Genomic DNA, 24,485 nt, shown 5'->3' with positions numbered 1-24,485 from the left:
GCGATGAAAAAGGAGGAAACAAACAGATGGCATGGGAAAATTGTCTGGAAAATTTGCGCGTATCACTGGCTCCGAAACAAGTTTTGGACATGGATACGATCGATTGGAAACAGGTCAATCAAGATGCTTTGGACAACGACGGCTTTAAAAAAGGCGATCCGTACTATCTCGCCTGCCAGGGCCGCCATTGCACGGAGAACGTCAACCAGACTCCTCAGGAGCACGCTTTGTGCCAGTGCAAGGACATCAATGGCAAGCCGTTGCCGGATTGCAAACCGCCAAGCTTTTTGTATCCGTTCAACGCGTCCGTGTGCGTGAACATCGAGACAAAAGAATTTAACTCCAAAAGCGGACGTTCTTGCACGAAGCAAGGAGATAGCTGGTATCAGCTGACGTGCTATTGCTGCTGCTCGTGCTTTGCGTACGGCACACAAATCGGCATCCCGGAAGGCTCCAAGGCAATCGAGCAGTTCAGCATCGGCGATCAGGTGCTGACGGCAAACGTAACGGCTCATGGTGACGGTGTGAATCTGAGCTGGACTCCGGCAACGGTGTCGTTCAGCAGCGGAACCGGGCCGGACGGCTATCAGCCGACGATGGTATTCATCCGCCACGGCGGCGCAGGCTCGATCATCGTGACGCCTGACCATCTGTTCTTGATGCCAAACGGAAAGCTGAAACGCGCGAACCGACTGGTGCCGGGAGTTGATTTCCTCGTTTCCGCGGAAGGCGTGCCTGTGGAAATCAACGAAGTCAGCCTGGGAGAGTACCGCGGAGGCGTCCACCACATCGCGACAGACAAGGAGTTTAGCGGAGAAATCAGCGGTCACCTGCTGATCTCGGAAGGTATCGTTTCCGGCGATTTCAACTTGCAAATTCACGCGGCCGCCTTGAAAGAAGCCTTTTTCGTGGACGATCACGACGAGCTTCCAACGATTGGCCAACCAGAATACGAGCAAACGAACACAGAGCTGTTGAGCGACGAGTACACGAGCTTCCTGCTCATGGCTGGTGACGATGACGAGAAAAAAATCGTTCCGCATACCCGCAAGTTTTATGTACACGGCAAACATACGACAGTCATCCCGAATGACGCGGCATCGTATTTGAGCCAGGCGCAAGCAGTAGACGTCGGCAATCATGCACCGAAGTACGACTTCTCGGAAGTGGGCATTGGCTATGCGACTGTCTCCTATGCCTTGAAGCTGTTCCAAGGCTTCTATCCGGACATCGTCTTCCATCACGATGTGGGCCGCATGGAAACAAACGCGTATGCTTTCGAACAGTACGGCAAACAAGTGGTTGTCATCACAGGCGGAATGACGAGAATCAAGGGGTTTGGGCTGGAAGGAATCGTTACGATTCTCGCGCACATGATCGCCCGTCTGCAAAAAATCCAGCCGCAAGACGAGCTGGGCTACACGTCTGTCGCGATGGCGGATTACTACAGCACCAGCGTGCTGCGCAACGTCTTCTTCGGCAACATGTACGTGACGACTTTCGAGAGCGGAATCAAGCAAATCGCCGAGCTGGTGCTCGATAGCATCGATGAAGAAAATGACGCATACGAGGGAGATCCGTTCGCGCCTACCCGCGAAGTGCGGATCGATTCCATCACAGCCGGAAATACGATGAATTTCCCGCCGGAAGAAGCAGGCGGCCCTGTTCTCGAAGGACTGGAAGTCACGGCGGCAACTGCGGTACTGCCTGTTTTGACACCGCGTCACTTCGTTACGGATGACATCTCCGAGGAGATGGCCGAAGAGGCGTATCAGTCGCTTGTTGCGGCCAAGGTGCTCAGCGAAGAGGGCGAGCTGACAGCCGAAGTATCGGTCGACACGGATTTGTCCGCTTTGTTCAGCGAGCAGTCGGAAGGTTTGAAACGATTGTTGACGGAAGAAGTCCGCTACATTTTGCTGCATGCGACGTCGACGGTTTCCGTTACGTTCAACTTGCCGCTGTCTACCGGAACGGCATTCGATCCGAAGGCGTTTTTGATCAGCCCGGAAGCCAAAGTGAAATTCGTCCGTTTGGGCGAGGATACAAACACACTGCTGATCTCCGCTTCCTTGCAAAAAGAGGTGGAGTACACGATTACGGTTCCACGGATTCTCAAATCGGATAATGGCTCTACGCTGAACCCAGACAAGAAAACGGCGACATTCACTCTGGCTTAACCCGGCATCGAGAATGAAAGAAGACGGAGGAGAGGAATTATGGGAGCAATCGAGGAACTCCGTGAGCACCAGGGAACAGTAGCGGACAAGTGCCGGGAAATGGGCGAACTGCTCGGACTGTCCGAGCCGGTTTCCGAGCAAGTTTTGCAAGCTGCGCTACACGACTCATCGTACGCCCACAACTTGCTGGCGACTCGACGGAACGCTGCCTTTTTGCAATACTTACTAGCCAATCCTCCTGCTGTGCCCAAGCAGCAGGAGGTGGAAGCGAAGACTTCGCTGCAACTGGTCAAGAAAGCATCGGAGGCTATGTGGAAATGGGCCAAGACCGGCTTTTCCACGGTCGATGAAGCTGTGTTGCAAAAGCGGTACAACACCTGCATGCAATGCCCGAACCTCCAGGATCAAACGGAGCAAATCGTCTACAAAGTCTTTTCCGGCACCAAGCAAGCAGAAGAAAAAATATGCCGTTTATGCGGATGCGTGGTAGCAAACAAAGTGCGCTTGCCCACCGAAGCTTGTCCGGATCGTCATCCGCATTTGCCTGGCGTCAACCGCTGGGAAGAACCGATCGAACAAAGAGGTTAGTTGTTGAAAAAGCGAACAGCGGTAGTCCATTTTGTTGCGATAGCAAGGCGAAAGGAAGCGAAAAGGCACTCTATGCGGAGTGCCTTTTTGATCGTGCGGTTTTCATGCTTTTCTTGTGTTTTTCTCGTGCTTTACGGAATGAGATTGCCCGCTGCTTTGTAGATGCGGTACCATTCTTCTCTGGTCAAGGTCAAGTCTGCGCCTTTGCACGCATCTTTCAGCCTTTGGACATTGGTCGTTCCGAGCACTACCTGAATCTTGGCCGGATGGCGCGTAATCCACGCTACGGCGACAGCGGTATTTGTCACCTCGTATTTTTCTGCAATGTTGTCGATTACTTTGTTCAGTTCAGGGAACCGGATCAGATCGCCGAGAAACGGACCGTCGAACATCCCGTGCTGGAACGGCGACCACGCTTGCATCGTCATGTCGTGCAAGCGGCAGTATTCAAGAATGCTGCTGTCGCGGTTAAGCGATTGGTCTGTCTTCATATTCAGGGAGATGCCCGAATCAATCAAAGGCGTGTGCACGATGCTGAACTGAATCTGGTTGACGACCAGCTTTTGCGGTATGTACTTCTGCAACAGTTGAATTTGCGCGGGATTGTGGTTGGACACCCCGAAATGTCTTACTTTTCCCTGGGTTTGCAACTGCTCAAACGCTTCTGCGACTTCTTCTGGCTCCATGAGCGGATCAGGACGATGGAGGAGGAGGATATCCAAATATTCCGTTTTCAATCGACGCAAAATGCCGTCGACGGACGCAAGAATATGCTCTTTGGAAAAATCGTAGTAATTTTCTTTGGAACGGATGCCGCATTTGCTCTGCAAAATCATGTTCTCGCGGATCGACGGGTTCATCTGGATCGCTTCGGCAAAATGCTCCTCGCAGCGGCCTTGTCCGTAAATATCTGCGTGGTCAAAAATATTGATGCCTTCTTCAAGCGCTGTGTGGATCAACTTTTCCGCATCGGGGAGGGAAAGCTGCGTCAGCCGCATGTTGCCCATGATCATGCTGGATGCGTGCAGTTCGGTATGTTTGATCGGATAAACCTTCACTCGGATTCCTCCATCCATGTTGTGTTCTTTACTCATTTCGGCAAAGTGCCCTGTTGTACCTACCGCTATTTGATTCCCAGCCCGCGTTTTTTGCGGACAAGCGTAGAGATGTTCACGCCCAGCTTATCGGCACATTCTTGCATCGTACTGGATTCATGCAAAATTCGCTGGATGTACTCCCGCTCAAACCGTTCGACCGCTTCTTTGAGCGGAAGAGCTTCTTCCATTTTGGCGAGATGCAAGGGGAGCGCGCTATGCTGCGAGCTGCGGATCGAGGCGGGAAGCTGGTCGTACGTAATCCGTCCGTTTTCACACATATGGTAGGAACGCTCGACTACGTTTTTCAGCTCCCGGACGTTTCCTGGCCAGTCGTAATCGACCAGCGCTTCGAGCGCATCTGTTTCCAGACGAATTTCCAGTTGGTATTTCCACTCCAGCTTTTTTAAATAGTAGAAAATGAGGGCGGGAATATCCTCTCGCCGTTCCCGCAGGGGAGGGATGGTCAGCGACAGCACGTTCAGCCGGTAATACAAATCTTGGCGAAACGTCTTCTGCTCGACCATCGCCTCCAGATCGCTGTTGGTCGCCGCGATGATCCGCATATTGACTTGCCGCTGCGTTTTTCCTCCAAGCCGTCTGATTTTGCCGTCCTGCAACACGTTGAGCAGCTTGACTTGCAAGGGAAACGGCAAGTCTCCGACCTCGTCGAGAAAAATCGTGCCGCTGTGCGCCAGTTCGAACAAACCTTCCTTCGCTTGGCTCGCCCCGGTGAACGCTCCTTTTTCATATCCAAACAACTCTGATTCCAGCAAATGATCGGGAATGGCTCCGCAGTTGATCTTGATAAACTCTCCCGGACGTCCGCTCTCCATATGAATGTAATTTGCCAGCACATCTTTGCCGACGCCAGACTCGCCGAGCAACAGAACAGGCGAATCGTTCGCCGCAAACCGATTGGCGAGCGAGACAATCCGATGCATCATGCTGCTGCGGTAAATGATTTGCCCGCCAGAGTCGAGATCGCTCTGAATCTGCTCCAGGGCGCGCTGAAAGGAAGAGTTGATTTGCCGCGTTTCCTCCAGCTCCTGTTGCAGCATGTTCAACTCGGTAATATCGCGGACATTGCCGACGACGAACAGCAGCTCCTGATTTTGATCGAGCAGCGGCGTCGCCGTGTTGATGGCGGTGCGCCCATTTCCGTAGTGGATGACGACGCTGTGCGTCTGCTTGGTTGAGATCGCTCTGGCGGCTGAAGAGTCCGGCACCATGTGCATTTCTTTTTGCTCGATATAGCTGAAGTTGTTCAGGATGTCAGCGGGAATGCCGGTGATGTTCAAATACGCGTCATTGTACAGCAGCACGTAGCCGTTGCGGTCGCATATCGCCAAGCCGTCATGAGACGTTTTGAAAATCGTGGTGATCAGCTGGACAAGCTCTGTGTTGTCGCTTCCCTGAAAAAATTTGGTCTGATACATGGTGATGGTGTTCCCCCTTGGGCGGTGCTTACGGCTTGTATACGAAATAATCAGAATTGATCATCTTTGCGCAAAAATGCATATGCAAAAATGATCATCGGCATCTTTCGGTCTGATGAAACCGCTTTCAGTCACTTGGCACGCAACTTGCTTATACATGATGGTGAACGATGCAGAAAGTGAGGGATGTTTGCATGACTTCATTATATCAGGTATTGGCTCCTACGGGAGAGTTGACGCAAGACATCGAAGGGCGACTGGATGAATCCGTGATGATAAAGATGTATGAAAATATGGTGCTGGTGCGCTTGTTTGACCGCAAGTCGATCAATTTGCAGCGCCAGGGCCGGATGGGGACGTACGCCCCTTTTGAAGGACAAGAAGCTTCGCAGGTCGGAAGCGCGTTGGCACTTACACCGGGCGACTGGCTGTTTCCTACTTATCGCGATCATGCCGCCGCAATCGTGCACGGGCAATCGATGGCGCGCGTGTTTTTGTACTGGATGGGTCATATGGAAGGCAGCATCAGTCCACAAGGCTTGAACGTCATGCCGCCCTGTGTCCCAATCGCCACGCAAATGATTCATGCGGTCGGAACGGCGTGGGCGAGCAAGCTGCAAAACGAGCAGCATGTCAGCCTCGCTTACTTTGGCGATGGAGCGACTTCGGAAGGCGACTTCCATGAGGCGTTGAACTTCGCGGGTGTTTTCAAAACGCCGACGATCTTTTTCTGCCAAAACAACGGCTATGCGATCAGCGTGCCTTTTTCCCAGCAATCGGCTTCGAAAACGATCGCCCAGCGTGCCGCCGCTTACGATATTCCCGGCGTGCGCATCGACGGCAACGATGTGTTCGCCGTCTGGCTGACGATGAAAGAAGCGATGGAACGCGCCCTGAACGGCGAAGGACCGACGTTGATCGAAGCGATCACGTACCGTTACGGCGCTCACACGACTGCAGACGATCCGAAAAAATACCGCGATCAGGAAAAATTGGCGGAGGAGTGGCGCACGGAGCGCGATCCGATCCAGCGTTTGCGTACGTTCCTCGTCCAGCGCGGACTGTGGAGCGATGCACAGGAGGCACAGCTGGTCGCCCGGGCGAATGAGCAGATCGATGCAGCATTGGTGGAAGCAGAGAGCTACCCGAAATCGCGGCCGGAAGACATGTTCAAGCACGTGTACGCAGAGCCGACATGGATGGCGGAAGAGCAGGAGGGCGAGCTTGTGAAGCCAGCGAAAAAGGAGGACATCCCGGCATGATTCGCAAATTGACGATGATTCAAGCGATTACCGAAGCGATGGACCAAAAGCTCGCGGAAGACTCACGCGTCATGCTGCTTGGCGAGGATGTCGGCGTGAATGGCGGCGTTTTTCGCGCGACGGAAGATTTGATTCACAAGTATGGAGCCAATCGGGTCGTGGACACGCCGCTGTCGGAAGCTGGCATTATCGGGGCGGCGATCGGGATGGCGATGAACGGATTGATTCCGATTGTCGAGATTCAGTTTTTGGCTTTTATTTATCCGGGTTTTGAGCAAATCGTCTCCCACGCTGCCCGCATGCGTTACCGGACGCGCGGACAGTATCATGTGCCGATGGTGATTCGCACCCCGTACGGAGCAGGCATTCGCGGCCCCGAGCTGCACTCGGAAAGCGTCGAGACTTTTTTTGCCCACGTACCGGGTCTGAAAGTCGTTGCGCCGAGCACGCCGTATGATGCAAAAGGGCTTTTGATCGCTGCCATCGAAGATCCCGACCCGGTTATTTTTTTGGAGCCGACCAAGCTGTACCGGGCGTTTAAAGAAGAAGTGCCGGAAGAAATGTACCGCGTGCCAATCGGCAAGGCGAAAGTGGTGCGCGAAGGGACAGATATCTCGATTTTTGCCTGGGGAGCCATGCTGCGCGTAGCGGAGGAAGCAGCCAAACAGCTCGAACGGGAGCAAGGAGCGAGCTGTGAAGTCGTCGACCTGCGAACCATTTACCCGCTGGATCGGGATGCGATCGTCGCCTCGCTGAAAAAGACCGGGCGTGCCGTCGTCGTCCATGAGGCGCACAAGACAGCGGGCATGGGGGCAGAGATCATTTCGATCATCAACGATGAAGCGCTGATTTATTTGAAAGCGCCTGTGAAGCGGATTACCGGCTTTGACGTGCCTGTTCCGCAGTTCAGCATCGAGGACGATTATTTGCCGACGCCAGCGCGCGTCAAGAGCGGTATTGTGGAAACGCTTACGTTTTAGCGTAAAGGAGCGAGGGACATGGTGGAGTTTAAGCTCCCGGATGTGGGAGAAGGCATGCATGAAGGCGAAATTTTGAAAGTGCTGGTGCGCGCTGGCGACTCTGTGGTGCAGGATCAGCCTGTCATTGAAGTGCAAACGGATAAAGTCAACGCAGAGCTGTCCGCTCCGGCAACCGGAGTCGTCCAGGAAATTCGCATTGCGGAGGGCGATACGGTTGAGGTGGGAACGGTGCTCCTCGTCATCGATACAGGCATTGCTGCGGGGGAAGTGAAGCAGGAATCGACCGGAAATGCGCCAGCCGCGCCGGAACAAGCTGCAACCCCGGTCGTACCATCCCGGCATAGCGCACGTCGTTCTTTGGCTACGCCATATGTGCGGCAGCTGGCGCGAGAAATGAAAATCGACATCGAACAAGTAGTCGGCACAGGTCCGGCGGGGCGCGTAACGGAAGAAGATTTGCGCTTGTTCGCCAGTGCCGGGCAAAAGCGTGCCTTGCAGGAAGTGTCTGCGACGTCGTTTGCAGTGGCGCCTCCCAAGGGAACAACAGCTCGCGAGGCGGAAGTTGTGGCGACTGCCAGCACTAGCACTACCGATACAGCACCAGCAGCGGAAAAAGGGACTGCACTGGGGAACAAGGAAGCTTTTGCCGCGATGCCGGGAGAAAGCGCAAACAGCATCGAGCGAATCCCGCTCAAAGGCATTCGCAAAAAAATTGCCGAGCACATGGTCAAATCGGTCACGATCATTCCACACGTCACTTCCGTCGATGAACTGGAAATGGATCAGTTGCTGGCTCTGCGGGAAAAGCTGAAACCGCACGCGGAGAAAAAAGAAGTCAAGCTGACGTTCCTGCCGTTTTTTATCAAGGCACTGGTCATTGCGCTCAAAGAATATCCGGTGATGAATGCTTCCATCGACGATGCCACGAACGAAATTTTGCTGAAGCGCTTTTACCATATCGGCATCGCTACCGATACGCCGGACGGATTGATCGTGCCTGTGATCAAGGACGCGGACAAGAAGTCGATTTTTCAACTGGCAAAAGAAATCAAACACCTCGCCGAACTCGCCCGGGAAGGCAAACTGACGCTTGCGCAAATTACAGGCGGAACGTTTACGATCAGCAATGTCGGACCTGTAGGCGGGCTGCAGGCAACGCCGATTATCAATCATCCGGAAGTGGCGATTTTGGCCTTGCACAAAATGGAGAAGCGCTGGGTCGTGCGCGAGGATGAAGGCGTGATTCGCCAGATGATGAACATGTCGCTGTCTTTTGACCATCGCCTGATCGATGGAGTGACAGCCGTTCGCTTCACGAACCGGATCAAGGAGTTGCTCGAAGACCCAAATTTGTTGTTTGCGGAGATGGTCTAGATGGTAGTCGGAGAAATCGCAATCGAAACAGACGTAGTCGTGATCGGAGGCGGACCGGGCGGGTATGCAGCGGCAATTCGCCTGGGTCAGTTGGGGCAATCGGTCGTGTTGATTGAAAAAGAAGCGTTGGGCGGGGTGTGCCTGAACCGGGGCTGCATTCCCTCGAAAGCACTGATTCACGCCGCAAGCGAATTTCATAAGCTGGCTGGGTTGGGAAAGCTGGGCATCAGGCTGCCGGAAGGAAACGCTTCGTTTCAGTTGGCTGACTGGCATACATGGAAAGAGTCTGTCGTTTCTCAATTGAGCCAGGGTGTGGAGCAGCTGTGCAAAGCAAATGGAGTGACCGTCGTCAAAGGCTCCGCGACTTTTCTCTCAGCGGATCGGATCGGCGTCGAGACGGGGGGAGACTTCGAGACGTACAAATTCCGGCAGGCGATCATCGCGACAGGATCACGGCCGTTTGTACCGCAGTCTTTGGCCACGGATCACGAGTCGATCCTCGATTCCACCGACCTGTTGAACTTGCAGGAATTGCCCGGGACGCTTGCGATCATCGGCGGCGGCTACATCGGGATGGAGCTGGGCATGGCGTATGCCAAACTGGGAACAAAAGTAACAGTCGTGGAAGCCGCCAACAGCATTTTGCCACAAACGGCTTCGCATCTGACCCAGGAAGTGCGCAAACAAGCGAAACAGTTGGGAATCACCTTGAAAACGGCGACAAAAGTCGAGAGCATGTCGCGCGGAGATGGTGGTGTGACCGTAGCGCTTTTCTCGGAAGCAAACGGCCGCGAAGAACTGACCGTCGACAAAGCAGGCGTCACCATCGGACGAGTGCCTAATACAGGCGAAATCGGGCTTGGACAGGCAGGCGTCAACGTCGACGAAAGAGGCCATATTCCCGTCGATGCTTTTTGCCGGACGAACCAGCCGCACATTTTTGCCATCGGCGATGTAACTCCTGGGCCTGCTTTGGCGCATCGCGCGTCCAAACAGGGCATCGTCGCTGCCGAGGTGATCGCGGACTTGCCAAGCAGCATGGATTCGCCGTACGTCCCGTATGTCATTTTTACAGACCCGCCGATTGCAGGCGTAGGCTTGACGCGAGCAGAGGCGGAAGGATTGGGCCATCGTGTCAAGGCTGCTTCCTTCCCGTATCGGGCAAACGGCAAGGCGCTGACTTTGGGGGAACGGGAAGGTTTCGCAGAGGTGATCGTCGAGGAAGACACGCATTTGCTGTTGGGGATGCACGTAGTAGGGGCCGATGCGCCCAATCTGATCGGGGAAGGCGTCCTGGCGCTAGAGCTGGCAGCGCGAGTCGAGGATTTGGCTTTAACGATTCACCCGCATCCGACTTTGAGCGAGGTGTGGCTGGAAGCAGCAGAAGCCGTCCTCGGGCACGCCATCCATATGGTCAACAAAAAATAGGGGAAGACAACCTCCTTCGCTCAGCAACGGGCGGGGAGGTTTTTTGCTGCTATTCATGGGTTTCCCCCGCTTGGAACAGCTCAACAACAAGCCAGTTGCCAGGCTGAGAGTGACACTCCCGTCTACTTTTGCGAGGGTCAAAAGTATATGTTTTCCAATCCTAAAGCAGACTAAGGAAGAAACGGTTTTTTCGACTAGCGGAACAGAGGGGGTGACCACAATGGAGAAATGGATGACGATTGGCATCGGCGCAAGCATGGGAGCGTTCCTCGCCCTCGTTTTGTTGGCGGTGGTCGCGTTTGCCTGTTCGAGAACGGTGATCAGCTGGGTAGTCGGCCGCTTTACGAAAAGGCTGATGAACGATCGCTACCCGGAAAACATTTGGGAGATCGTTTCCGCGCTGACCAAAATCTCTCCCGCGAAAGTGCTGGAAAACAGTTTGCGCGCATCGGAAGGAATCGCCATCGAAAGGCCGTTCGGCAGCCCGCGAAAGTTTCTGAATTACGACGGTCTTGTTTTTTCTCCGGCGCAATTGGCTGTCCTGCCTGCTCACGAGGATGCACAAGTCGATACGCAGCTTACGATCGGCCCGATGGCAAAGAAGCCGCTGACCTTGCAAATCCCGCTTTTGTCTGGCGGTTTGGGATACGGGGTTGGCGTCTCGGAAAAGGCGAAAATCGCCATCGCCAAGGGCACGGCTGCGGTAGGGACGGTGACCAATACGGGAGAAGGCGGATTCTTACCCGAAGAAAGAGAAAACGCAAAATATTTGATCTATCAATATCACTCGGCGACGTGGTCGAAAAGCCCGGAGATTCTTCGGCAAGCGGATGCCATTGAAATTCGGATGGGCCAAGGCGCTACGGCTGGAGCGGCTACGTTTATCCCCAGTTGGGAGCTGAAAGGCAAGGCCAGTCAAATCATGGAGCTTCCGGATGTAGAATATGCCGTCATTCCGTCCAAGCATAAGGAGGTTCAGCAGCCACAAGACTTGCGCAAACTCGTCGACCAGCTGCGTTCCTTGACGGAAGGCGTACCGATCGGGGTGAAGATGTGTGCCAGCGCCAAAATGGAAGCCGACCTGGAAGTCGCGATTTCCGCCGGGGTGGATTTTATCAGTCTCGACGGAGGACAAGCCGGATACAAGGGAAATGCGCCGATCCTTCAGGATGATGTTGGCTTGCCGACGATTTATGCCGTGACGCGTGCGGTTCGCTACTTGCAACAGCGCAAGGTCAAGGACAAAATCACGCTATTGAGCGGAGGCGGTTACGCTACGCCGGGGGAGTGCCTCAAAGCGATGGCATTGGGGGTCGACGGGGTTTACTTCGGAACCGCGCTGCTCTGGGCGATGACGCACGATCAAGTGATAAAAGTCGTTCCGTGGGAGCCGCCTACCCAGCTGCTCTTTTATTCCGGCCGCTTTCAAAAGGAGTTCAACGTGCAAGAAGGAGCCAAGTATTTGGAGAACTTTTTCCGTTCTTTTATCGATGAAATGTGGATCGCGACCCTCGCCCTCGGCAAAACGTCGTTTCGTCAGGTGAGCATCGAGGATTTGGCCGCTCTGGACAGCATGACCAGCAAAGTCACACGCATTCCGCTCGCTTGCTACCCGCGTGTCCACCGCAGCCGTTAAATGAGACAAAAATAGTGGCTGAATCCAGTCAACAAGGCTGCAAATTTATGGCAGAGGCCCCCTCACCCGAGCGTAACCAAGGCATAGTATGTAGCAAGGAGGTGAGGCATGATGACCTTTACATTTGCTGACTGGATGATTTATACGATATGGGCCATTTTTGGACTCATGATGATCGATTTTCTCATCGTCCTGTTCCGTTCGTTCTGGGCAGGCTCGGTCAACCCGTCCTTTGTCTTGGGCTATTTGAAGGACATTCTTTATTATGTATTGCCATTAAACATTATCGTTTCCATGATTGTCATCGACCCGACCGGGTATATTCTTGTCGTTTGGTACTTCATCTGCGGCTTGGCTGTCATTGTGAAGTACCTGCTTGACATTATCAAACGATTTGCATAAGCAACAGGTTGGCCTTCCATCCCGGTGGGCTGTTCGTTCTTTTTGAAACACGACCTTGATAGTGAGAGAAGAGGAGCGTCAAAGAGTACGATCGGTTTCCTTCTGGCTGGATAGACCTCCTTGCGACTTTCTAACAAAAATTCAAAATTTTCCGTAAAGGAAGTAGGTCCATGAGAAACTATCAATGGATCAAGTGGCGGAAAGTCCTCCTCTGGGTAGCAGCCATCGCCTTTTTAACGATCGTGTTGTACACAGGAGGGCCGACTTACTGGTCAATCGCATTGGGCATCCTTGGCTTGCTGTTTCAATTGCTGTTTGCCGTTATGTTCATCATCATCCAGTTCGTTGCCCTGTTCTGGTTTTTGGCGCGTGGGCGGACGTATTGGATTTTGCCAGGGGAAACAGGAGCGACGTGGAATGACTATCGCGGCAATCCGGAAATTGTGGAAAATGCTGAGCGAATCGTTACCTTGCTAAAGGGTGTGAAGGAATTTAAGGAAATGGGGGGCGAAGCGATCCGCGGTCTTTTGCTGTGCGGCCCACCGGGTACGGGCAAATCGTATCTCGCGCAGGTCATTGCCAACGAGGCCCAGGTTCCGTTTGCCTACGCCTCGGCCCCCAGTTTTCAAAACATGTTTTTCGGTGTCGGCAACCTGAAAGTCATGGGATTGTACAGAAAAGCGCGCAAACGCGCCAGGGAGTACGGCGCCTGCATCATCTTCATCGACGAGATCGACGCGATCGGCATGCAGCGCCAAGGGGGAATGGGCGGAGGCGGGATGCTGGGGATGGGCGGCACAGGCTTGTTGAATGAGCTGCTTTTGCAAATGGACCCGCCCAACCTCGACAGCTCGAAAATCGCCAAATTTTTGCGCTCCCTCGGTCTGCGCCGCAAAAAGGCTGAGCGCCCCGCCGTCATGACGATTGCCGCCACAAACTTGCCGGACGTGCTCGATTCCGCGCTGTTGCGGCCCGGCCGTTTTGACAGACAACTGTGGGTCGACACTCCGGACTACAATGGACGGATCGATATTTTCGAATATTATTTGGAAAAGGTGAAGCACGACGAATCTCTCAGCCCGGAACGTGCTGCATTGGATACAATTGGCTACAGTCCTGCCCAGATCAAGCATATCGTCAATGAATCGGTCGTCATCGCCCACCAGCGTGGAGCGCAAAGCGCCAGCTACGACGACTTCCGGGTCGCCATGGAAACGTACGAGTGGGGATTGAAACAGCCGCTGCGCTCCATGAGTGAGGACGAAAAACGAAACGTAGCGTACCACGAGGCAGGTCATGCCGTCGCGCAATATTTGCTCAAGCCGCACGAACGGGTCTGGAAGGTGACGATCATTCGCCGCGGCGGCGCTCTTGGCCTTGCCGCCACCAAACCGACGCATGAGCGGTACAATCGCAGCGACAGCGAAATTTTGGCCGCGATTCAGGTGTGCCTCGCTGCCAGAGCCGTCGAAGAAGAGTTTCTCGGCAAAAAATTGAACGGAGTCATCTCTGATTTGCAGCAAGCGACCGAGCTGGCAGGCGCTTATCTCGGCATGGTCGGCATGGGCGACGAGTTGTTCAGCTGGCTCGCTACAGGTGCCCGGCAGGAGGCGCTCAAAACACTTCGGCCGAAAATCAACGAACTGCTGCATGAACAAATGAAACAGGTGAAGCAATTGGTGCGTCAATACGCCGATTTCGTGCACGCCATCGCGGAGGAGCTGTTGAAGCGAGGCGACCTGACCGGAGAAGAAATCGAGGAACTGTACGTGCAGTTGTACGGCGACAAGCGGCCTGCTTTGTCGTAAACTTTCATCCATGTGCCTTCGGGCCGTATCGAACCGCCAGTCACTTCGGTGTCTTGGCGGTTTTTTGTGTTGATCGACAACTGTGAGCATACGTCGGTTTGCTCAGGGGTTGGAAAGTTTTATCACTTTTTTAGGGAAAATGGGAAAGAAAATCGCGGGATGTTCGTTATACTTGGTGAACATGTCAAAAGTCTGGGAAAATTGGCAACCTGCAACAAGTCCGAGCAGTGGGAGAGTCTGGTGAAAAAACAGACAGACGTGTTTGGACCAAAAAGGCACAAGCTGCGCAGCAAGCCTTTTACATGGGAGGAACAGAGGGAAGATGCAAGACGATAACGAGCTCGTTCGTCTGGTGCAGGGCGGAAATCAGCAAGCCTATGCACGACTTGTCGACAAGTATAAAGGAAAAATCTTTGCCCGCCTGTACCGGATGATTGGACAGAAACAGGATGCCCAAGATCTCGCCCAGGAGGTTTTTACAAAAGCGTATTTCCAGTTGGAAAAGCTTGAGCCGGACGGTAATTTTTCCGCATGGCTCTACCGGATTGCCATCAACCATTGCCTGGATGAACTGAGGAAACGGAAGCGAAGCGTCAAGACGTCGGACGAAGAGGTGGAACTGATCGGGTCAGAGACACCGGAGGAAGCTTTCCTGCAAAAAGAGCAGCAGCAAGTTCTGCTTCGTCACATCATGGGGCTGGAAGAGGAATATCGCGCGGTCGTTGTCCTGCGCTACATCGATCAGCTCAGCTACAAAGAGATCAGCGAGATGTTAGTGCTGCCAACGACGACGGTGCAGATGAGACTGCATCGGGCGAAAAAGAAGCACTCGCCGATCCAACGCGGATCGCTCTGATTTTTGATTTTGTCGACAAGGACGGGAAAAAGCTCGCTTGCAGCCTGGATGACATTGATGTGGACTTCACGCTGACAGACGAAACCGGCCAAGACTTGAATCCGGAGGGAGACGGCTGGACATTGGGAGAATACGGGGGCTACATTTTGGTCGAACAGGAAGTGATCGAACTGTTCAACACCGCACAGAAATCCCCGGACACACTGACGGTCGGAGTCCAGTTCAACGATATCAAAGGGAAGGGCGGTTCTTGGAAGCTGGATGTTCCTATCGACATGAAAAAAGCAAAGGAAGTCGCGAAGACCGTCGCAATCAATCGCGAGTACACGTCACCTCAAGGAGTCGTGGTCAAGCTGGATAAACTGACGAACGTTCCAAGCAACAGCTTATTGTCACTTACGACCAGTTGGAACGAGCAGCGCAAAAAGGAGTATCAAAGCATGGCGGAAAACGCTTCTGGTGAGCTGGGCGACTATTTGAACCGTCACAGTTTGGCATACGAAATTCTTGACGAGAACGGAAAGCTGCTTGCCGGTCGGGATGACACCGTGCTCGATTCGCTGAACGGCATTCGCAAAAATGCGGTAACGATTACCACAAAAGGCGAAGGAGACAGCGATGCGATGATGTGGAGGTGGTGGGACGGATTTACGCCATTTGCCGACCAAAAAAAGGTGACCTTCAAGCTCCACTCGATCTACATGAATGAATTGGCAACTTTCCAGGGCAAGCTTTCGCTGGATGCGTTGAGCAAACAACCCGTCACGGTAGAAGGCAGCGGCAGCCGTTTTACCTTCCACAAGTTTCATCTGAAAACGAACGATCAGCAGGAGAAGATCGCCGGACCGTACGAAGTGAGAAACAAAGGCGGGATCATTGAATTTGAAGCACTGCTGCCAAAAGACATCATCTACATCACGGAATGGAGTGCAACAGACGAGACAGGGAAAACATACAGAGTGAGCATGGACAACGGCGATGGAGAGTACGTCCGCGATCAAGACGGACGAGTGCGGATCAAAAGCGCTCTTTACATCAACGGGTTGGAAAAACAGCCGAAAGAACTGACGATCTCCTACGCGATCCAGGAGCGCCAGTACCGCGATGTGGATATGGAGGTTCCGATTCAGTTGGGCAACTAGGCTGTATGTTTGTGAGAGTTTAATTGGCTTTTTTACAAGCCGGAAGACCGTCAGAGAAATGTTCTGGCGGTTTTTTGGTGTGCGAACAAGTAAGGCTTTTATTGTTAATGCAACCAATATTTAAGCCAAGGCAATAGCTGAACGGATTGATATACTATCGTATGTTGTTTTTGATAGCTGACAGATATAGCTGAGGTGATGGAATACATAATCTTTTTCGTAAAATAGCACGTCGCTGACCCAAATATGCCCTTCATTCATTTCGTTTAAGTTCAAGGAAAGTAGTGAGCAAGAAATGTCCAGAAAGATCATGAAAAGCACAAGTGCAATCCTTCTTTTCCTTCTCTTTTTTCTCGTTTTCGTTCCTCTAGCGAGAGCTTCTGCCGAAGAGAATCCCGCGACAGCGATTCCTCAGATGGATCAAGAGATTTACGGTTTGCTGAACACATTGACTTTCTTTCAAGAGCTTGCCCTGCAAAAAGGCGACAAGAAGCTCGCGAAAAAAATCGAAAAACAATCAGCTGCCTTTTCACAGAAGAACCTCAAGCTGCATCAGACACCGATTGATTCCAACAGGCAAATCCGCCAAGAGAAAATTAACAAGTCTTTGCAAAAACAAGCAGCACACATTTACTCCCTGCAAAAACAACTGGAAGAACAAGTTGATAAATATTGGGAACAGTTGATCCCCGAACTTTCGCTGAAGCAAAAGCCGCAGGAACAGGAGCTTCAACCTCAGTTGGCAAGCAGAACCGCAACCGCTTTTGCCGCTGCTGCTTCTGTCTTGGACCCGTTTGAACCGAACGACGATGTAGACACAAGTTACCCTGTAACAAGTGGAAATTTTTACAATTCGAAGCTGTCTACAGCGAAGGATCTCGATATGTACCGTTTTGATTCAGGGGCGCAATCTGGCGAGCTTACGGTGACATTGCGCGTTCCCGAAGATAAAAACTTCGACCTGGCAGTCATGCAAGCGCCGAACAAAGTAGTGGGCATGAGTACGCGAGGAGGAGTTGGGGTAACGGAAAACGTCACTTTTCAGGTGCAACCGAATACGACCTATTATTTCTCTGTATTTAGCATGAGCCGCGATTTTAGTGAAACGACCTCCTATTTATTGTCATTCAGTAAGATTACGACTGTACTCAATCTGGCTCAACCTATTGATATCAGTCTTCCTACCGGGGAAACCCCTGGCTACCGCTTTACGGCTCCTGTAACTGGTACTTACCGTTTTTATACAAGTCCATACGGAGGATTTGGCGCCCCGTTTGATACGGTTTTGTCCGTGTTTCGTGACGAGCAGTTGCAGCAAGCCCTGAAGTTTAATGATGAGGCAGTCGATGGTTCTCTCTTTTCCGAAATTAAAGTGTCACTGGACGCAGGCGTGACCTATTTTGTTCTGGCTACTTCTTTTGATTCGACAAAAGGACTTCACGCCCGGTTGACAGCTGCTTTGGATGCCAGTGCCAGTGTCGTTTCCGCTGCGCTTCACGAGTCTTCTGCAAACGATGGGACGCTGACAGAAACGCAGACTGTCGTCTTAAAAAATGGCACCTTTACTTCCGATGCAGCCTCTTTTGTGACAGTACACAACGTCGCAACTGGTTTGCAGCCGCTTGTTACACGTGTCAACAGCACGCAGTTAAGCATTCAATTTACGGGAAAAGCGGTTGAACACGAGCAGAAACACCGCGCAACGAATCTGTTTGTGACGATCCCGAAGGCAAAAATAGCTGGTGCAGATGCAGATGTGACGACAGACACATTCGCGCTGGAGTTTACCAATACAGACTCGTTCACGCTCGCAGCGCCGCCCGATCTCGATCTTGCCAAAGGCTCCAAAAAAATCTACAAATTTACGGCGCCTTCCTCTGGAGATTTTGAACTCTCAACCACCTATTTTGGGGGAGTGGAAGGGAGCGGGCCAAGCAATACCAAGCTGGCAATCTATGAAGACTTCGGAGAGACCAGGCTGCTTGCCGCCAATGACGACGGGGATCACCCGCCATTTTCCAAAGCGATTGTATCCATGGAAAAAGGCCGGGATTACTATGTTGTCGTCTCTTCCGCTGACAACAATGCCGTTCACACACGTTTGCTCGCCCGTTATACGGGGGTCGAATACGTGTATAACGCCAAAGGACAACTGACTCAAATCAGGCAAAATGGACAAGTCCTCTCCGAGTTTACGTATGACAGCAACGGAAATCTCAGCAAGAAAACGGACTATTAAGTGAAGAGGAGCATTGGCGCTATGAGAATCAGGTACGGGTGGTCAAAAATGATCACAATCTTGTTGGGGCTTTCTTTGCTGACCCCCAATCTGGCATTGGCGAAGACAGAGGCCGTTCAAGCCAATCCGGAAGCGGCACAACAAGATGAGAATCAGAAGGCGGCGACCAAAAAATGGCTTGCAGCCTATCAAAACGCAAAGCAGCAAGGCAACGCGCTCAAACAGCAAAATCCGGAGGAACAACCTATTTTTACGCAAGAACAAGTGGCGAGTAAAGAGTGGGACTCGATCCGCCCCGAAGATGCTTGGAAGCTCTATCAATGGAAGGATAGAAGCGTGTTGCAGCTTGCAGCCTATTTTTATCCTCAATTCGATCGCTTTTTGTCGCATCACGAGCAAGTAGAGAAATATGGATGGTCGGATGATACCGTCAATCAAAAGTTGGACAAGCTGACAAAAGCACAAATGACGAAACTATCAACACTCCTTCCAGCAATCAAGACGTATCAGGAGCGTCGCAACGAACAAGCAGCCGTTCCGCAAGCCAGAGCTTTGGCTGCGCAAGCGACCACGCTTCCAGAAGACGCCATGTTCGAAACGGAAGGCTTGACCTACAAATACCAGCGCACCAATACCGACAATCCGGTGGACGAGCTGTACCGGGCGGCAAACGTGCAGGAAGTGGATGTGCAGCTGGAAGGCAAGCATGGCATGGACTTGACGGTCGAACGCCGCTACTCGTCGCTGGATGCGATGACGGAAAGGATTTACTTTTCCACATCAGGCAAAAACAAAACAGCTCCGCTGCAAGGAAACAACGATGGTTTGCCGGAAGGCTGGAGCTTTAATTTTCCGCAGTTTCAGGAAGTGTCCAAAGAAAACGCGAAGTGCACGTTCCGGTCGGATGATTCCAAATATACATGCGGTGCGGTCAGTGAGGGAAAGCGCTACATTTTTACGTTGGAAGACGGGACGATTCTTGAGTCTTCTTCCATTAAAGGGGAATGGGTGAATACGCCGTACAAGCCAAATGCCGGCATGTTATCCTACCGCCAGCCTTCCGGGGAGTTTGGCGAGAAGCATATTGTGACGCTGTCCGTGGATGGCAACACGTATGAATTTGGCGAAGATGAAAACTATCGCGGTGATGTCATGTACCGGATTTTCCTGGTCAAAAAGACGAATGCCTACGGAGATACAATCCGCTACCGCATTCCTGAGGACTACCAGGATTCGATTCGAATCACAGACAGCGTCGGCCGCCTGATCGTTATGGAACGAGGCGGTGGTGTCGTTCTCAAAGTTTACCAGGATGCCAGCGAGACAAAGCTGCTGAAACATCTCGAATACGATTCGGATTACGCTACCAACAAAGATCGGGTTGTCGAGCATAGCGTCACAGGGGGAGAGAGCAAGGTCATTGCCGAGTACAGCTATCTCGATCCGAAAACATACGGGAAAGCCGAGTTCGATCTGCATGCCGGATATAGCTTCCCTGCGCCGAATGGCGTGATTGACTTCAACGACGGCGGCCTGGAATCTACCGCGTATACGAATCTCGACAAGGAGAGAAGAAACACCGTCGAATACAAGCTGCTCAAGCAAGTCAACTATCCGGTCGAAGGCTTGTCCATGACCTATACGTACAGCTTGTACCAGCCGGATGCTCCAGGGTTCCTCGACCAGGGCGTGACGCGGATTTATCACGACAAGGAAGCGCTGACGTACACCAGCTATTTGCCTGTCACAGCGGTCAACTTCCGTTTTGCGAAAACGCCGCATCCCGATCAGCCTGCGACAGAATGGTATTCGTATACGAAGTATTATCCGCACATTACAAAAGAAATCTGGAAGTCGCCCAAAGCGCAAGCGGTTCGGTTTGCCAAGCAGTCGCTTGCGAGAGACGGGGCATTGGTCGTGTCCAGAACGTTGCAGGACGGGCTGCCAAGTGAAGATAAAAGCTACACCCCTAATCAGGATCGCAATTTCGTGCTGCAATCGGTAAAAAACTACGTGGGCAACGGAGGAGACAACGAGACGATTCCGGGAGAGCTTTCCTTCACGGAAGAGGGCAAGACCTATCGCTACAACCCGGTTAGTTACACGAGCTATTTGTACAAGGAACGGGATACAAAACCGTCTTACGTCTACAGCTTCTTAGGGCGTCCAGCCTCCATGACCGCCGATGCAGATGTGTATGCGTTTCTTTTGTCGCCCAGCCTTAATCGATTATCGAAGGTGCAAGCACGTTTGGATCGCTACGCGCAAACGATACAATACAATTACAACGCTTACGGCGATGTCACCAAAGAGATAGATCCGAAAGGCAACATCACAACGAGAGAATATGTAAATCCGCTTCTCCTTTCTGCGCTGCGTATGCCTGCCAGTATAACGAAGACGGCCGCAGACAATCCGGAGCACTACCACAAGGAAACGTATGCGTATAATTCCAAAGGGCTTTTGGCAACGGAAAAAATCATCGATTCTTATCCGGATGGCGGATCAGCAAAGGTCATGCAGGTAGACAGAGCTTATACGTATAACGATAACAAACAGCTGACCTCCGCAACGGAAACGAGTACGGGACCAGACGCGAAGACAGTGACGCAAAATATTACCGGGTACGATCCGCTGGGGCTGTATCCTGTTGACATCAACCTGCGAGTCGAAGTGTCGACTGGGCAAATGCAAACTTTGCACCACGGCTTCGCCTACGATGGAATGGGCCGACTGACAAATCGTGTTTACCCGGATGATATGGCTGTCTTGTACGAATATGATTTGCTAGGCCGTCGAACGAAAGAAAGCGTAACGAGCAAGGAACAAACCAGGACAACTACCTACGCCTATGACGATACGGCGCGCAAGGTCACAATGGTACTCCCGAACGGCACCAAGCTGGTCACTCAGTTCACGCCATTCGGAGAAATCGAATATAAAGAGCAAGTTGCAGCAAACGGAACTTCGCGTCCTTTGCTGTACAACACCTATACGCTAGACGGCAACCATCTTTTGTCCAGTGCGCCATACGCCGATCAAGAACGTGCGACCACGTATGTCTACAATACAGACGGAAGTATCTGGCAGAAAAAAGACCCTGTTGGCACCACCGTATACTTGACTGCCAATTCGATCAGCGATGGTACCAGCTTCGCACCCGCACTCACCCGTATGACACTTGCGCCAAACGGGTTGCAAACAGTTCAATATCACGACCGACAAGGCCAGCTCGAAAAAGAAATTCAGCGAGCAGGAGACGGAGCCAAAAACCTGACCGCCGAGCTTGTCCGAAACTCGTTTGATCAAGTGAAGCAGAAGACAGAAAAAGACCAGTCAGGCAAGACACGCGTTTGGGAGTACCGCTACACCAATGACGGCAACCTTACCTATTTGCTGGACCCGGAACAAAACAGCTATCAGTACGAATACGATGCGCTCGGAAATTTGTTGACCGTCACTGAAAATCAGATGCAGACAACCAAAAATCATTACAATGCTCTATCCTGGAAGCTTAGCGAACAGGATGTGCCATCGGGAGCAACTGAATCTTATTCTTTTAATCAAAATGGCACGCTGAACACCTTTACCGACAAGACAGGAAATCGCCACGCTTATCGATATACGCCGTTTAACGAGCTGGCAAGCCTGATGACCCGCAATGCTTCCGGTTCCGTGACCAACTTGGAAACCAGAGACTACGTCCCGAACACGTCACTGGTCCAGAAGGAAACAAACAGCAATGGGGCGGACATCAACCCGGCGGCCAACAACTATCGGGAGATCACGTACAGCTACGATGCGTTTCAGCGGTTGAAAAGCCAAACGGTATTTGGCCGCACGTATCAATTGGGATATACGGACAATGACGATGCGAAAGACTCACTGACCTATCCGGACGGAACCGTAATCCACTATGAATATGATCCGGCAGGGCGGTTACAGGAAGTAAACAGCCCGCTGACAGGAAAAATTCAGTACGACTACCATATGAAAGCCAGCGGGGAAAGCTATCAGCTTGCGTATCCGAACGGTTTCAAAGTAGAACGGGATTTGGACTCGTTTGGGCAAGTAGAAAAAATGACGCATCGAAAAGAAAGTCCCGTGTGGAGTGAAAACAACGAGTATTCGTTCGGCAATGTCGTTTCCAGCGAAAAAAATGGAACGCTGTACCGATACGATTATGACAAAGTCGATCGTCTGACCAAGGAAGTTGTTCCAGGAACCACGAACCAGTATACGTATGACGGCCGCGGGAATCGCTCCGCTTTTGCAGGAAAACGACCTGCCGACAAAGGTGTGACCACCTATACGTTTGACGAACGGAATCGACTGCGAAGTGCGACCAACCATACGACCGGATTGGATGCGACCTACACGTATTTCGGGAACGGGCTGCGTGCCACCAAGACGGAAAATGGTGTGCAAACAAAATACGTGTACATGGACGGAAACGTCTTGGAGGAGCTGGATGCGAACGGCTATGCGATTGCCCGCAATGTTTGGGGTAATGAGCTGCTGTTCCGCAAAGACTTCCTCACCGATAAAGGCGGATATTACGCGTATAACAGCCATGGGGATGTCGTCTCGATTTTGGACGAATCAGGACAAGAACAAAACAAATACGAGTACGACACGTGGGGCAATGTCATCTCCAAGACAGAGGGAATGTCCAACCCGTTTCAGTACAGCGGAGAAATCTACGACGAGAAGAGCGGCTTTTACTATTTGCGTGCCCGGTATTATGATCCGAGGGTCGGGAGGTTTATTTCGGAGGATACGTATAAGGGTACGGTGGATAATCCGTTGTCGTTGAATCGGTATACGTATGTTCTTAACAATCCATTGATTTTTATTGATCCTACTGGACATGCTGAGATTTCTTTACGAGCAGTTTGGCTTGGAATGACCAAAGCTGGTGACGAATTACCAGGGGCTTTGAAAAAAGCAGGAGTCGAATATGTAGGAGTAGAAAATGTTAACACACTTTCAAACGGGAACTGGGATTCAGATGATGCCTTTGCAGCTGGTAGTGTTGCCATTAATATTGTTCCTGTAGGGAAGTTGCTTAAAACCACTAAAGCAGGAACTAAAACTGCAGTAAATGCATTTAAGAGTTCAAAAGGATTACCGCAAAGTATTCGCGATATGATGAAATCCCAGAAGATTGCACCTGACATTTTAGATAAGGGAGTCCATTTTAATGTAGGAAAAATCGAAATAACTGTTGTTCCTACAAATCAAGGAGGTATTGCTTTTAAACCGACTCATCCAGGGATGGCAGCAAAAAATCCTAGTCAATATAATTCTGCTCTTAAACAAGCAGAAGAAGCTATTCAACATCCAGAATTTAGAGAATGGTTATTGAAACATGCTCAAAGAGGATTGGAGTTATCTAAATCGGGAAAACCAGGGAAAGGAGCAGAGTTTAATTTCCTGATAAAAGCATTGGAGGATATGAAGTGAGGATAACAATTGACTTTATGAAATTACTAACAACAGGTAGCCTAGGAAACTTTACAGGAGGAGAAACGGAAGAAGAAATCATAAATTTGATTGGACAACCTGAAATTTATACACCCGAAAGGAAGTCATATCCCGCTTTTGTTATTTATGGGGACTTGGAATTTCGACTCCGTAAAAATAAGATAGAAACAGTAGTGATTACTCTTAATAATGGCACTATAAACATGCCTAATAGTATTGAAATCAAAAACTTCAATGGAGGAAATGAACTAACAATTGATTTCATTAAGGGACTATTAAGCGAGAATGGTGTGTCGTGGACACTAGATAGTGTAATGTCCGATCAATATCAAGCTAATTATGTATCGGACAAAGGTGTTCACTTTGCATTTGATTTAGAAGAGTCAGGAGTTTTAACTAAGATCGGTATCGAGTATAAATTGATGGCTAATTCTTAATCAAGGTATCCCAAACGAGTAATTTACGCTCGTTTGGGGTTCTTTAATTTTTCCTAAAGAAGCAAGGTGAAAATTTATAGTATTCCTGTTTCATAAAGACAGGTGTGTGAACATGTTTAAGCCCGAAACAAAAACA

The 24,485-nt window shown here is 51.4% G+C and carries 16 protein-coding genes; 14 read left to right on the top strand and 2 right to left on the bottom strand.

Annotated features, from left to right (window positions below):
• Positions 1-26 precede the first annotated feature (26 nt).
• Both HP435_RS15390 and HP435_RS15385 read left to right on the top strand, forming a co-directional pair.
• The gene (locus tag HP435_RS15390; protein WP_173599814.1) at positions 27-2,177 is read left to right on the top strand and encodes a Hint domain-containing protein; all 2,151 of its coding nucleotides are present in this window, start codon (positions 27-29) and stop codon (positions 2,175-2,177) included.
• Between the two features lie 39 nt (positions 2,178-2,216).
• On the top strand, positions 2,217-2,765 hold the full coding sequence (locus tag HP435_RS15385; protein ID WP_173599815.1) for a hypothetical protein: 549 nt from the start codon (positions 2,217-2,219) through the stop codon (positions 2,763-2,765).
• Positions 2,766-2,896: 131 nt separating this feature from the next.
• Here HP435_RS15385 and HP435_RS15380 read toward each other — a convergent pair whose 3' ends face one another.
• Complete coding sequence (locus tag HP435_RS15380) at positions 2,897-3,823, bottom strand: aldo/keto reductase (RefSeq protein ID WP_167470382.1); 927 nt, start codon at positions 3,821-3,823, stop codon at positions 2,897-2,899.
• A 65-nt stretch (positions 3,824-3,888) separates the two neighbouring features.
• The gene (locus HP435_RS15375; protein WP_173599816.1) at positions 3,889-5,298 is read right to left on the bottom strand and encodes a sigma-54 interaction domain-containing protein; all 1,410 of its coding nucleotides are present in this window, start codon (positions 5,296-5,298) and stop codon (positions 3,889-3,891) included.
• Positions 5,299-5,492: 194 nt separating this feature from the next.
• Here HP435_RS15375 and pdhA point away from each other — a divergent pair, with 194 nt between their 5' ends.
• The 12 genes from pdhA (at position 5,493) to HP435_RS15315 (ending at position 24,349) form a co-directional block, all read left to right on the top strand.
• Positions 5,493-6,560, top strand: coding sequence for a pyruvate dehydrogenase (acetyl-transferring) E1 component subunit alpha (gene pdhA, locus HP435_RS15370; protein ID WP_122966427.1), 1,068 nt, complete (start codon positions 5,493-5,495; stop codon positions 6,558-6,560).
• Positions 6,557-7,540 (top strand): alpha-ketoacid dehydrogenase subunit beta, encoded by a 984-nt coding sequence (locus HP435_RS15365; protein ID WP_122966428.1) that lies wholly within the window; start codon positions 6,557-6,559, stop codon positions 7,538-7,540. The genes pdhA and HP435_RS15365 overlap by 4 nt, the downstream gene beginning before the upstream one ends.
• Before the next feature lie 18 nt (positions 7,541-7,558).
• Complete coding sequence (locus HP435_RS15360) at positions 7,559-8,914, top strand: dihydrolipoamide acetyltransferase family protein (RefSeq protein ID WP_173599817.1); 1,356 nt, start codon at positions 7,559-7,561, stop codon at positions 8,912-8,914.
• The gene (lpdA, locus tag HP435_RS15355) at positions 8,915-10,342 is read left to right on the top strand and encodes a dihydrolipoyl dehydrogenase (RefSeq protein ID WP_173599818.1); all 1,428 of its coding nucleotides are present in this window, start codon (positions 8,915-8,917) and stop codon (positions 10,340-10,342) included.
• 220 nt (positions 10,343-10,562) lie between these two features.
• Entirely contained in the window at positions 10,563-11,978 is a 1,416-nt protein-coding gene (locus tag HP435_RS15350; RefSeq protein WP_173599819.1) for an FMN-binding glutamate synthase family protein, read from the top strand.
• 108 nt (positions 11,979-12,086) lie between these two features.
• A complete protein-coding gene (locus tag HP435_RS15345) occupies positions 12,087-12,380 on the top strand; it encodes a hypothetical protein (RefSeq protein WP_173599820.1) in 294 nt (97 codons plus the stop codon).
• A 170-nt stretch (positions 12,381-12,550) separates the two neighbouring features.
• Complete coding sequence (locus HP435_RS15340; protein WP_173599821.1) at positions 12,551-14,188, top strand: AAA family ATPase; 1,638 nt, start codon at positions 12,551-12,553, stop codon at positions 14,186-14,188.
• 322 nt (positions 14,189-14,510) lie between these two features.
• Complete coding sequence (locus tag HP435_RS15335) at positions 14,511-15,044, top strand: RNA polymerase sigma factor (RefSeq protein ID WP_122966434.1); 534 nt, start codon at positions 14,511-14,513, stop codon at positions 15,042-15,044.
• Positions 15,045-15,103: 59 nt separating this feature from the next.
• Positions 15,104-16,186 (top strand): hypothetical protein, encoded by a 1,083-nt coding sequence (locus HP435_RS15330; RefSeq protein WP_173599822.1) that lies wholly within the window; start codon positions 15,104-15,106, stop codon positions 16,184-16,186.
• Positions 16,187-16,601: 415 nt separating this feature from the next.
• The gene (locus tag HP435_RS15325; RefSeq protein WP_173599823.1) at positions 16,602-18,425 is read left to right on the top strand and encodes an RHS repeat domain-containing protein; all 1,824 of its coding nucleotides are present in this window, start codon (positions 16,602-16,604) and stop codon (positions 18,423-18,425) included.
• A gap of 48 nt (positions 18,426-18,473) precedes the next feature.
• Positions 18,474-23,891, top strand: coding sequence for an RHS repeat-associated core domain-containing protein (locus HP435_RS15320; RefSeq protein WP_229049689.1), 5,418 nt, complete (start codon positions 18,474-18,476; stop codon positions 23,889-23,891).
• Positions 23,888-24,349 carry a hypothetical protein gene (locus HP435_RS15315; protein WP_122966438.1) on the top strand — a complete coding sequence of 154 codons (462 nt, stop codon included), beginning with the start codon at positions 23,888-23,890 and terminating at the stop codon, positions 24,347-24,349. The genes HP435_RS15320 and HP435_RS15315 overlap by 4 nt, the downstream gene beginning before the upstream one ends.
• The last annotated feature ends 136 nt before the right edge of the window (positions 24,350-24,485 follow it).

It is taken from the genome of Brevibacillus sp. HD3.3A, from assembly GCF_013284375.2.
GTDB lineage: Bacteria > Bacillota > Bacilli > Brevibacillales > Brevibacillaceae > Brevibacillus > Brevibacillus parabrevis.
This window is presented reverse-complemented; position numbering and strand designations above follow the sequence as displayed.